General features: G+C 71.3%; 9 protein-coding genes. 5 read left to right on the forward strand and 4 right to left on the reverse strand.

Translation table 11 applies throughout. The features are described from left to right. Positions 1 to 2: 2 nt before the first annotated feature. Positions 3 to 2,237, reverse strand: a complete 2,235-nt coding sequence (locus AB4Y76_RS00120; protein WP_441921240.1) for a transglycosylase domain-containing protein — start codon at positions 2,235 to 2,237, stop codon at positions 3 to 5. Between the two features lie 280 nt (positions 2,238 to 2,517). On the opposite strand from AB4Y76_RS00120, the gene AB4Y76_RS00125 reads away from it, so the two are divergent. From AB4Y76_RS00125 to AB4Y76_RS00140, 4 genes are all read left to right on the forward strand, one after another. Then, positions 2,518 to 3,174, forward strand: a complete 657-nt coding sequence (locus AB4Y76_RS00125; protein WP_441921242.1) for a PadR family transcriptional regulator — start codon at positions 2,518 to 2,520, stop codon at positions 3,172 to 3,174. Between the two features lie 23 nt (positions 3,175 to 3,197). Next, positions 3,198 to 4,289, forward strand: a complete 1,092-nt coding sequence (locus AB4Y76_RS00130) for an inositol-3-phosphate synthase (RefSeq protein ID WP_441921244.1) — start codon at positions 3,198 to 3,200, stop codon at positions 4,287 to 4,289. A gap of 153 nt (positions 4,290 to 4,442) precedes the next feature. Continuing rightward, on the forward strand, positions 4,443 to 5,363 hold the full coding sequence (locus AB4Y76_RS00135) for a hypothetical protein (RefSeq protein WP_441921246.1): 921 nt from the start codon (positions 4,443 to 4,445) through the stop codon (positions 5,361 to 5,363). A gap of 46 nt (positions 5,364 to 5,409) precedes the next feature. Further along, a complete protein-coding gene (locus tag AB4Y76_RS00140) occupies positions 5,410 to 5,991 on the forward strand; it encodes a hypothetical protein (RefSeq protein WP_441921248.1) in 582 nt (193 codons plus the stop codon). Between the two features lie 9 nt (positions 5,992 to 6,000). On the opposite strand, the gene AB4Y76_RS00145 is transcribed toward AB4Y76_RS00140, so the two are convergent. Continuing rightward, positions 6,001 to 6,975, reverse strand: a complete 975-nt coding sequence (locus tag AB4Y76_RS00145; RefSeq protein ID WP_441921250.1) for a 1-aminocyclopropane-1-carboxylate deaminase/D-cysteine desulfhydrase — start codon at positions 6,973 to 6,975, stop codon at positions 6,001 to 6,003. Positions 6,976 to 7,000: 25 nt separating this feature from the next. After that, the gene (locus tag AB4Y76_RS00150) at positions 7,001 to 7,468 is read right to left on the reverse strand and encodes an SRPBCC family protein (RefSeq protein WP_441921252.1); all 468 of its coding nucleotides are present in this window, start codon (positions 7,466 to 7,468) and stop codon (positions 7,001 to 7,003) included. A 182-nt stretch (positions 7,469 to 7,650) separates the two neighbouring features. On the opposite strand from AB4Y76_RS00150, the gene AB4Y76_RS00155 reads away from it, so the two are divergent. Next, on the forward strand, positions 7,651 to 9,921 hold the full coding sequence (locus tag AB4Y76_RS00155; protein WP_441921253.1) for a putative Ig domain-containing protein: 2,271 nt from the start codon (positions 7,651 to 7,653) through the stop codon (positions 9,919 to 9,921). 62 nt (positions 9,922 to 9,983) lie between these two features. Here the strand turns inward: AB4Y76_RS00155 and AB4Y76_RS00160 are convergent, their stop codons facing one another. Next, on the reverse strand, positions 9,984 to 11,405 hold the full coding sequence (locus AB4Y76_RS00160; RefSeq protein ID WP_441921766.1) for a CCA tRNA nucleotidyltransferase: 1,422 nt from the start codon (positions 11,403 to 11,405) through the stop codon (positions 9,984 to 9,986). Between the last annotated feature and the right edge of the window lie 81 nt (positions 11,406 to 11,486).

Here is an 11,486-nt window from a genome sequence, read left to right on the forward strand (position 1 = left end):
GGTCAGGGTCCTCCGTTGCCCTTGCCCTGGCCCTGCCCGCGGCCGCCGTCACAGGGAGGCTGCAGGACCGCGCCGCAGGTGGCCGAGGGTTCCGTCGGCGTCGGGGTGGGCGTCGGCGTCGGTGTCGGCGTCGGCGTCGGGGCCTCCGGGGTCGGCGTCGGCGCGGCCGGCGTCAGCGTGGCCTTCTTCGTCGGCTTCTTCTTCGGCGGCGGCGGCGTGTACGGGTCGTGGCCCTTCTTCGGAGCGTTGCCGTCCACGTTCGCCGGGGGCGGGAAGTCCTCGGTGTCGAGGCCGTCCATCACGGCGTTCATCGTCGCGGCCCAGGTGGCCGTCGGGTAGTCGGCACCGAAGTACGACGGAAGGTAGCCGTCCAGCGGCTCCCGGCCGTTGCCGCGGGCGTACATCACCGCGGTCGCGACCTGCGGGGTGAAGCCGACGAACCAGGACGTGATCACGTGGTCCTTGTCGTCGGTGGCGGTGCCGGTCTTGCCGGCCGCCGGGCGGTTGATCCGCTGTGCCTTGCGACCGGTACCGGCCTTGACCACCTGCTGCATCGCGTAGCTGGTGTCGGCGGCGATGTCCTCGTCGAGCACCCGGTCCGACTTCTTCGGCGCCGTGTAGAGCACCTCGCCGTCACCGGCTCGGGTGACCTTGGAGATCACGAAGGTGTCGTGGTGCAGGCCGCCGTTGGCGATGCTCGAGTACGCGTTGGCCATCTCGACCGGGCTCTGCGGTGCCGAGCCGAGCGAGATGCCGGCGTTGGCCTCGAGCGACGGACGGTCCGGGATGCCGAGGGCGACGGCCATGTCGCGGATCTTCTGCGCGCCGTTCTCCATCGACATCGTCATGTCGATGAACGCGGTGTTGATCGACTGCTCGGTGGCCTTGACCATGTTGACCTTGGCGCCGTAGTCGGTGCCGCTGCCCCCACCCTCGTTCTTGACCTCGGTGCCGTCGGGGAACTCGTAGGGCGAGTTGCCCTGGAAGGTGTCCTTGAGGCTGAAGCCGTCCTTGATCGCGGCGGCGACGGCGAACGGCTTGAAGGCCGAACCCGGCGAGTCCCGCTGGGTGGCCCAGTTGAGCTGGCTGCGCAGGTAGTCCTGGCCGCCGTAGAAGCCGAGCAGCGCGCCGGTCTTCACGTCCACCGAGGCGACGCCGACGTGCAGCTTCTTGTCGTTGAACTCGGTGCCCTCGGGACGCTCGGCGTCGACCGCGGCCTTGGCCGCGTCCATCGCCTTGCGGGTGAAGGTCGTGGTGACCCGGAGGCCGCCACCGGCGATCTGCGCCTCGTCGAAGCCGAGCTTGAGCAGCTCGGCCTTGACCATGTCGAGCATGAAGCCCTTCTGGCCGCCGTTGAGGTTGTTGACGCTCTGCTCCTTGATCTTGGGCAGGCGCCCGCTGATCTCGGCGGCGGTGGCGGAGTCGATCTTGCCCGCGGACTCCATCCCGCTGACGACGTACTGGTAGCGCCGGAGCAGGGCCTCGCGGGCGGCGTCGTTGCGGTCCGGGCTCAGGTAGTTCGGCGAGTTCAGCACCGCGGCCAGCATCGCGGCCTGCGAGGCGTTGAGCTCCTTGGCCGGGATGCCGAAGTAGGCGTTCGCCGCGGCCTGGACGCCGTACGCGCCGCGGCCGAAGTAGATGGTGTTGAGGTAGCCCTCGAGGATCTGCGACTTCGACTGCTCCTGCTGGATCTTCAGGGACAGGAAGGCTTCCTTGACCTTGCGCTGGAGGGTGCGCTCCTGGGTCAGGTAGAGGATCTTCACGTACTGCTGGGTGATCGTCGAGGCGCCCTGGGTGGCCCCGCCCTTGGCGTTGGAGAACGCCGCGCGCAGGATGCCCTTGGGGTCGATGCCCTTGTTGGTCCAGAAGGTGCGGTCCTCCGCGGCGACGACGGCGTCCTGCATCACCTGCGGGATGTCGGCCAGCGGGATCGACTCCCGGTTCTGGGTGGCGAAGCGGCCGATCGTGGTCTTGCCGCCGGCGTAGTAGACCTTGGTCGTCTGGGCCTGGTACGCCTCGTTCGGGTCCGGGATCTCGGTCGCGCGGTAGGCGAAGAAGAAGATGCCGCCGAGGAGCAGGACTCCCACCAGACCGGCGATGAGGCCGATCTTCAGGAAGCGCTGGAAGAGCTCCTTGCGCGTCGGCTTGGCCTTGCGACCCTTCGACGTGGACTTCTTCTTCGGGGTGCCGTTCTTGGCCCCGCTGCTGGAGCGGGGCTTCGGCGTGCTGGCACTCACGGTGTCGGATCTCCAGGGAAGCTCGGGGAAGGGCGTGCGGGTGGAACCGGGTGCGGGCGTGCCGGAGCGGTGCTCGTGGCACACGGGCGCAACGACGAGAGTACGGGGTCGGACCACACCGGGCCACCGGATGCAGGCGAGGCGTGTGTCGGGAGTCTCAAGCCTGAACGGCGGGTGAACTTGCGGAATGGATATATCGGTGCGATAGATTGCTGCGATAGCACCATTCGATACGACGGTCCGAGACATGGTCTCCCGGACCCCGAGGGAAGCAGGGCAGATGCCAAGCAAGGGCGCCACGCTCGAGCTCGCCGTGCTGGGTCTCCTCCAGGAGTCCCCGCTGCACGGCTACGAGCTCCGCAAGCGCCTGAACCTGCTGCTCGGCTGGACCCGGCTGCTCTCCTACGGCTCGCTGTACCCCGCGCTCAAGCGGATGCTGCGGGCCGGCTGGATCACCGAGGTCACCACCATGTCGACCGCGGTCTCGCGCCGCCAGCGGATCGTTTACCAGATCACTCCCGCCGGGATCGAGTACTTCGCCTCCGAGATCACCGACTCCGGGCCGGCCGCGTGGGAGGACGAGAACTTCAACATGCGGTTCGCGTTCTTCTCCCGCACCGACGCCTCGGTCCGGCTCCGGATCCTCGAGGGCCGGCGCTCGCGGCTCCAGGAGCGCCTCGACCGCGCCCGCTCGCTCGGCAGCGGCTCCGACCGCTACCAGACCGAGCTGCGCCGGCACGCCGCCGAATCCGTCGAGCGGGAGGTGCGCTGGCTGACCGACCTCATCGAGGCCGAGCGCTCCACCCAGGACCGGGGTACCACCAAGCGGACCCCGACCACCCCCAAGACCACCCCCAAGACCACCCAGAAGACCACCCAGCCGCCGACGCCGACACCGGCGCCGGTCCCGACAGACCTCAGCACCGAAATCAGTTGAGCAAGAAAGCAGGAGGATCAGCCATGGCGAAGGTTCGCGTAGCCATCGTGGGAGTCGGCAACTGTGCCAGCTCCCTCGTTCAGGGCGTGGAGTACTACAAGAACGCAGACCCGACGGGCACCGTCCCGGGCCTGATGCACGTCACGTTCGGCGAGTACCACGTCGCCGACGTCGAGTTCGTCGCCGCGTTCGACGTCGACGCCAAGAAGGTCGGCTTCGACCTCTCCGACGCGATCAACAACTCGGAGAACAACACCATCCGCATCGCCGACGTGCCGCCGACCGGCGTCACCGTGCTGCGCGGCGTCACCAACGACGGTCTCGGCAAGTACTACCGCGAGACCATCGAGGAGTCGGACGCCGAGCCGGTCGACGTCGTCCAGGCGCTCAAGGACGCCGAGGTCGACGTCCTCGTGTCCTACCTGCCGGTGGGCTCGGAGATCGCCGACAAGTTCTACGCGCAGTGCGCGATCGACGCGGGCGTCGCCTTCGTCAACGCCCTGCCGGTCTTCATCGCCTCGGACCCGGAGTGGGCCAAGAAGTTCGAGGACGCCGGCGTCCCGATCATCGGTGACGACATCAAGAGCCAGGTCGGCGCCACCATCACCCACCGCGTGATGGCGAAGCTGTTCGAGGACCGCGGCGTCACGCTGGACCGCACCTACCAGCTCAACGTCGGCGGCAACATGGACTTCAAGAACATGCTCGAGCGCGAGCGCCTGGAGTCGAAGAAGGTTTCCAAGACCCAGGCCGTCACCTCGAACCTCGAGGGTCCGCTGGCCGGCAAGGTCTACGACCGCAACGTGCACATCGGCCCGTCGGACTACGTCGCCTGGCTCGACGACCGCAAGTGGGCCTACGTCCGCCTCGAGGGCCGTGCCTTCGGTGACGTCCCGCTGAACCTGGAGTACAAGCTCGAGGTCTGGGACTCCCCGAACTCGGCCGGCATCATCATCGACGCGATCCGCGCGGCGAAGATCGCCAAGGACCGCGGCATCGGCGGCCCGCTGCTCTCCGCGTCGTCGTACCTGATGAAGTCCCCGCCGGTGCAGCGCCCGGACGAGGAGGGCCGCGCGTCGGTCGAGGCCTTCATCCGCGGCGACGTCGAGCGCTGATCAGACCCGCTGAAGCACTGATTTCGGCATCGGGCCCCGGACCTCACGGTCCGGGGCCCGATGGTTTTCGCGGACGTCACGGTCCCGTGAACTCCCAGTTTCACCCGTTCGGGGGCCTCCCCAGAGGGTCCCGCGATCACTACGGTGTCGACCATGAGCGATGACACCACCCCGCCGAACCCGCCCGAGGGCGGCGCCCCCGACCCGGGCCAGGTGCCCGAGCAGCCCCCCGCCGGGCCTCCCGGGGACCCGACCCCGCCGCCGGCGTACGGCGCTCCTCCGCCCGCGTACGGCTCCGCGCCCCCGCCCGCGTACGGCGCCCCGCCGCCGGGCTACGGACCGCCGCCGACCGCGGCCGGTGCGGGCGGCTACAGCCCGGTCGAGGCGATCAAGTACGGCTGGGGCAAGTTCTGGAAGAACCCGTCGGCCCTGATCATCCCGGGACTGATCGTCCTGGGCATCGTCATCGTCGTCGAGGTGATCGTCCAGTTCCTGCTGCGCGCCACGCTGCTGGGCACCCACGACTGCACCCAGACGATCTTCGGCCAGAGCGTCGAGACCCAGTGCGGTCCGAACTTCTTCGTGTCGCTGTTCGGCGCCGCGCTCGGTGGTCTGGTGGTCAGCTTCCTGATCGCGACCCTCGGCGCGGGCTTCATCAAGTGCGCGCTGAACGTGGTCGACCACCAGCCGGTCAGCGCGGGTGACGTGTTCGCCTACGCGACCAAGTCCAACGTCCTGGGCACCGCCGCCATCGTCTCGGGAGCCACCTTCGTCGGCACGCTGCTGTGCTACCTGCCGGGGCTGATCGTCGCGTTCCTGTTCTTCTTCGCGATGTTCTTCGCCGTCGACAAGGACCTGGCGCCGATGGACGCGGTGAAGGCGAGCGTGTCGTTCACGACCAGCCACCTGGGCGAAGTCATCCTGCTCGCCCTGCTGTCGTTCCTCTGCCTGATCGCCGGCGCGATCGTCTGCCTGGTCGGCCTGCTGGTCGCCTACCCGGTCGTCTACCTGGGTGCGGCGTACACCTACCGGGTCCTCCACAACGAGCCGGTCACCCCGATCGACGCCCGCTGACGCGGGCACCTCAGGTCACGCCCGGGATCCGCCTAGGATTCCGGGCGTGACTGTGTCCTGGGCCGTCGGCTGGCGCGCGTTCTGGCGCGACCCGGAGCCGGTGCTCTGGCCGGCCCTGGTCGCGGCCGCCGGCTGGGTGCTCGCCTGGGTGGCGACCTGGATCGTCCTGGGCTGGACCGTGCCCGCCACCCGGCCGCGGGTCACCCTCGGCTGGATCGCCTTCTTCCTGCTCGGCCAGGTGTTCTGGCTGCTGCTGGTCCGGGCCGCTCTGCGTGCCCGCGCCCAGCCCGTACGCCGCCCGCGGACCGCCCTCGCCGCCGGAGGCGTGATCGCCACCGCGCTGAGTCTTTCCTTCGTGCTCGGGATCCTCGGGCCGGTGCTGGTCGCGCTGCTGACGCAGTTCACGCTGGTCGGCGTGCTGCGCGACGGGCAGGGTGTCCTGGCCGCACTGCGCACGAGCGCCGCGCTGGCCGTGCGCTCGCCGGTGCGGGTGCTCGCGTTCACCGGGCTCGCGCTGGTGACCGTCCTCGGCGGGGCGGTGCTCGGTCTGGTCGGAGCGGTGCCGGCGGCGGCGGTGGTCGCGCTCGGGCAGCTCGAGCTCGTCCCCGGGAACCGGGTCGGCCCCTGAACGCCCGGCTCAGCGCGGTCCGTGGGTGTTGAGCCAGAGCACCGGCCCGTCCAGCTCGGGACCGAGGTCCGCGACCGCGGCCAGGGCCTTCCCGGTGTACACGGGCTCCAGCTCCAGGCCGATCGCCCCGGCGGCCGTGACCATCGCCCGCGAGGCCGGCGTCGGGTCGCCGTAGGTCGTGCCGAGCCAGTCGTCGCGGGCGGTCAGGTCGTCGGGCCGGATCTCCGGCACGCCGGTCGCCCCGCGCTCGGTGAGCAGCGCCCCGGTCCGGGTGGCGAGCCGGGCGAGGACGGGTGCGTCGAGCGGGAAGGAGTCGTTGACGACCGCTCCGAAGACCCGGGTGCGGAGCCCGGCCAGCCGGAACCCGAGCGCGAGCCCGGCGATGGTGCCGCCGGAGCCCACCGGGACCACCACGGTCCCGGGTTCGGGCAGCTCGCCGCGGACGACCTGGTCGGCGATCTCCAGGGCGGTCTCCACGTAGCCGAGGGTGCCGACCGGGTTCGACCCGCCGGCCGGGAGGTACCAGGGCAGCCGGGCGCGGGTGTACCGGGCGATCAGCCAGGGCGCGGCCAGCCGGAGCCGGCCCGGGGTCGGGTACCGGTGGATGACCGCGCCGGAGGCCTCCAGCCGGGCCAGCTGCTCGCGGACGTGGTCGTCGACCGGCTGGTCGACCAGGCCGAGGACGACCTGGAACCCGTGCTCGGCGCCGTACCGGGCGCAGGCCAGGCCCCAGTGGGTGCCGATGCCACCGACCGTGAAGAGCGTGCGCACGCCACGGCGCTCGGCCTCGGGCAGGATCCACTCCAGCTTGCGGACCTTGTTCCCGGCCCAGCCACCGTCTCCGAAGCGGCTCTCGTCCTTCAGCCAGACCTCGGTGCCGGCCAGCGCCGGGATGCCCTCGAGCGGACGGACCGGGGTCGGCACGGCACCGAGCCGCAGGTGACCGAGGTCGAGCCCGGGGAACCGCGCGTGCAGGTGGGTCACCCGGCCACAGTAGGGCCCAGCGGACTCAGGCGGCCTCGACCTCGGCCTTGATCGCGGCCAGCGTCGTCCCCATGTCGCGCTCGAGCGTCGCGGCGAAGTCGTCGACACCGCCGAGCACCGTCTTGGTCAGCCGCACGGAGATGTCGGAGATGCCGTCGGGCGCCTCCCGGGTCTGCGTGACCCGGGTGCCGCCGTCCGCGGTGGGCTCGAGGCGCAGGCTCCACACCGTGTAGTTGTCCTTGATCCGCCAGGCGATCTCGCGCTCGGCCTCGAACCGGACCACCTTCGAGCGGGTCGGCCACACCAGCGGGCCCTTGCGGTTGATGTTGAGGAACCGGGCGCCGGCGCCGTTCTCGCCCCGCAGGATCGACTTCACGGTCTGCGGGCTCCACCGCGGCATGTTGCGGAGGTCGGAGACGACGGCCCACACCGCGGCGGGCGGAGCGGCGATGTCGAGGGTGGCCGTGATCGGCGCGACGTCGGTGAGCGGCATGGTGTGCCTCCTGGGAACGGTGGGGTCGCCGGACACTACCCGTGAGTAGGTACGGCGGTCTGTGACCCCGGTCACGGTGCCCCGAACCGTGTCTTTCGTGACCAATTGGCAGCGTGCGCCGTTGAGGTTTCTGCTCACCCCTCTGCTCGCCCTTTCCGCCCCTTCTCCAAGGTTGGTCCCCGATGCGTACCTCCCCGCGCCCGTTCCTGCTCGGCGCCGTCCTGGCCGCACTGCTCTCGGTGCTTCTGGTCGCCGCCACGCTGGCCCCGGCCCAGGCCGTCGGCTCCGCGGTCGCGCGCACCCTCAGCGCCAAGCCCGGTACCTCTGCCGCGGTGGTCCGCTCCGCGGTGCTGGTCACGGGGACGCTGTCCCGCTCGCCGAAGGGGAGTGCGGTCAAGGTGCAGCGTCTCTCCGGCAAGAAGTGGGTTCCGGTGAAGACCACCCGCACCACCTCCGCCGGCGGCGCCTACTCCCTGCGGATCCCCCTGCCGGGCAAGTCGGCCGTGTACTCCTTCCGCGCCACCGCGCCGAGCTCGGGCCGGCTCAAGAGCGCCGTGTCGCGGGCTTTCAGGATCTCCGCGCTGTCGCCGGTGGCCGTGGACATGGGCGCGCTCCCGTCCGTCGTGGCCGCCGGGTCGGCCACCACGTTCTTCGGCAGCGTCTTCCCGTACGTCGCCGGCACCACCGTCGCCGTCCAGCAGCTCGCCGGGTCCACCTGGTCCACGGTGACGACCGTGAAGCTCAACCGGACGGGCAACTTCAACAAGGCGTTCACCGTCACCCGGACCGGCACCTACCGCGTCCTCGTCCCGCGGGTCGGGCTCAAGGCGTCGTCGTACAGCCCGGCGGTCACCGTCACCGCCACCCCGGTGATCGCGACCACGAGCCTGCCCAACGGCCTCGTCGGCCGCACGTACGCCGCTCAGCTGACAGCGGTCGGCGGAGCCACCGGAACCTGGACCGCCAGCCCGCTGCCGGCCGGCGTCTCCCTGAACCCCGCGACCGGCCGGCTCTCCGGCCGCCCGACGACCGCGGGTCAGACCGATGTGAAGATCGGGTTCAAGCAGGCCGGCACGGGCTCCCCGGCGCCGTCCCGCACGCTCACCCTCACGGTGACGGTGCCGCCGAAGCCCGTCATCACCACCACCACGCTCCCCGAGGCGACCTCCGGCAACCCGTACCGGACGAAGCTGGCGGCCGACGGCGACCCGGCCGGTACCTGGACCGCGACCCCGCTGCCCGCCGGCCTGCACCTCGACGGAGCCACCGGCGAGATCTCCGGGACCCCGACCGGGAGCACCGCCACGACCCAGGTCACGGTCGGCTTCACCGAGGCCACCACCGGTGAGTCCGCGACCGCCCGGGTGCTCGCGCTCAAGGTGAACCCCGTGGCCGACCCGGTGATCGCCACCAGCAGCCTGCCCGTCGGCGGCGTCACGCAGCCGTACTCGGCCACCCTCGCGATCGCCACCGCGCAGGACATGCCGGCCCCGCCGGGAACCTGGTCGGCCGCGCCGCTCCCGGACGGGTTGTCGATCGACCCGGGCACCGGCACGATCCACGGCACGCCGACCGCCGGCGGCACCACCCAGGTCGTGGTCGGCTTCACCCAGACCAGTACCGGCCGGACCGCGTCGAAGACGCTGGCGCTCAAGGTCAACGCCCTGCCGGTGATCAGCACGACCTCGCTGCCGACCGGCGTGATCGGCCGGGCGTACGCCGCCGGGCTCACGGCTCAGGACAACCCGGCCGGCACCTGGACCGCGGCCCCGCTGCCGGAGGGCCTGTCGCTGAACCCCGGGACCGGTGCGATCACCGGCAGCCCGACCGAGACCGGCAGCACCCAGGTCGTGATCGGCTTCACCGAGACCGCGACCGGTCTGTCGGCGAGCAAGACGCTGCCGCTGCCGGTCGTCACCGCTCCGGTGATCACCACCGCCTCGCTGCCGGTCGGCGGTGTCGGCAAGAGCTACTCGGCGACGCTCACCGTCACCGCCGCCGGCAGCACCGCCGGCACCTGGTCCGCGAGCCCGCTCCCGGCCGGCCTGTCGCTGAACACCGGGACCGGCGCGATCACCGGCACGCCGACCACCGGCGGCACGACCCAGGTGCAGCTCGGGTTCACCCAGGCCAGCACCGGCGTGGCCGCCACCCCGGTGACCGTGGCGCTCAAGGTGAACCCGCTGCCGGTGATCGAGACGACCTCGCTGCCCAACGGCCACAGCGGCCGCGACTACAACGCCCAGCTCAAGGCCGTCGGCAACCCGGTCGGCACCTGGGCGGTCTCCGGGCTGCCGTCGACGATGACCCTCGACCCGAACACGGGAGTCATCTCCGGCAAGGCGCCGGTCGTCCTCGGTTCCAGCTACCCGCTGACCATCGTGTTCACCGAGACGGCCACCGGGCTCACCTCGGCGCCGAAGCAGATCACCATCACGGTGACGCTGCTGTAGACGTCACCGAGCAGACGGCGGGCGTCGACCTGAGGGTCGGCGCCCGTCGTGCTTCCCGGGGGTCAGGCCCGGTCGGAGGACCAGGCGAGCAGGGCGGCCTTCGCGTCCTCGAAGGACATCGGGCCGTTGTCGAGCCGCAGCTCCAGGAGGTGCGCGTAGGCGGCGCCGACCTCGCGGCCCGGGCCGATGCCGAGGATCTCCATGATCTGGTTGCCGTCCAGGTCCGGGCGGATCGCGTCGAGCTCCTCCCTCTCGGAGAGCCGGGCGATCCGCTCCTCGAGCTCGTCGTAGGTCCGTCGCAGCCGGTCGGCCTTCCGCTGGTTGCGGGTCGTGCAGTCCGCCCGGGTCAGCACGTGCAGCCGGGGCAGCAGGTCGCCGGCGTCGCGGACGTAGCGGCGGACCGCGGAGTCGGTCCACTGCCCGTCGCCGTAGCCGTGGAACCGCAGGTGCAGCTCGACGAGCTTGCTCACCGCCGTGGTGTCGTCGGCGGAGAACCGCAGCGCCTGCATCCGCTTCCGGGTGATCTTGGCGCCGACCACGTCGTGGTGGTGGAAGGTGACGGTGCCGTCGTCGAGGAACCGGCGGGTGCGCGGCTTGCCGACGTCGTGCATCAGCGCCGCGAACCGGGAGACGAAGTCGGGACCGCCGCCGGGCAGCCGCTCCTCGAGGTCGATGGACTGCTCCAGCACGGTGAGGGTGTGCTCGTAGACGTCCTTGTGGCGGTGGTGCTCGTCCCGCTCCAGCGCGAGCGCCGGGAGCTCGGGCAGGACGTGGGCGGCCAGGCCGGTGGAGACGAGCAGCCCGAGGCCGGCGCGCGGCCGCGGCGAGCAGACCAGCTTGACCAGCTCGTCGCGGACCCGCTCGGCGGAGATGATCGTGATCCGCTCGGCCATCGCCGTCATCGCGTCCTGGACCTCCGGCGCGACGGTGAAACCGAGCTGGGAGGCGAACCGGGCCGCCCGCATCATCCGCAGCGGGTCGTCGCTGAACGAGTCCTCCGGGCGGCCGGGCGTGCGCAGCACCCGGTGGGCCAGGTCGACGATGCCGCCGTACGGGTCCTCGAAGGTGCGGTCGGGCAGGTTGATCGCCATCGCGTTCACGGTGAAGTCGCGCCGGCCGAGGTCGCCGGCCAGCGAGTCGCCGTACGCGACCTCGGGCTTGCGGCTGGACGGGTCGTACTTCTCGGACCGGTACGTCGTGATCTCGACCTGCCAGTCGCCCTTCCGGCAGCCGATCGTCCCGAAGTCGCGGCCGATGTCCCAGATCGCGTCCGCCCAGCCCTTGAGCAGCCGCTCGGTCACCTCCGGGCGGGCCGAGGTCGTGAAGTCGAGGTCGTTCTGGAGCCGGCCGAGCATCGCGTCGCGGACCGGGCCGCCGACCAGGGCGATCTGCTCGCCGGCCGCGGCGAACCGGGCGCCGAGCTCGTCGATGACGGGGGCGATGCGCTGCAGCGCCGCGGCGGCGCGCTCCTGCACCTCGGACATCATCAGCGGCTGGTCGGACACGGGAGACCACTCTATCCGCGCAGAAGGCGGTCGTCCGCGCCGCCTGCCGCGACCGGCGTG

This window comes from Marmoricola sp. RAF53, from assembly GCF_052114005.1.
In the GTDB taxonomy this organism is placed as follows: Bacteria; Actinomycetota; Actinomycetes; order Propionibacteriales; family Nocardioidaceae; genus Marmoricola.

What these genes read in the sequence shown, in the direction of transcription:
- AB4Y76_RS00135 (WP_441921246.1), top strand. Translation starts at nt 4,443, where the DNA reads ATGAGCGATGACACCACCCCGCCGAACCCGCCCGAGGGCGGCGCCCCC.
- AB4Y76_RS00125 (WP_441921242.1), top strand. Translation starts at nt 2,518, where the DNA reads ATGCCAAGCAAGGGCGCCACGCTCGAGCTCGCCGTGCTGGGTCTCCTC.
- AB4Y76_RS00130 (WP_441921244.1), top strand. Translation starts at nt 3,198, where the DNA reads ATGGCGAAGGTTCGCGTAGCCATCGTGGGAGTCGGCAACTGTGCCAGC.
- AB4Y76_RS00155 (WP_441921253.1), top strand. Translation starts at nt 7,651, where the DNA reads ATGCGTACCTCCCCGCGCCCGTTCCTGCTCGGCGCCGTCCTGGCCGCA.
- AB4Y76_RS00150 (WP_441921252.1), bottom strand. Translation starts at nt 7,468, where the DNA reads ATGCCGCTCACCGACGTCGCGCCGATCACGGCCACCCTCGACATCGCC.
- AB4Y76_RS00160 (WP_441921766.1), bottom strand. Translation starts at nt 11,405, where the DNA reads ATGTCCGAGGTGCAGGAGCGCGCCGCCGCGGCGCTGCAGCGCATCGCC.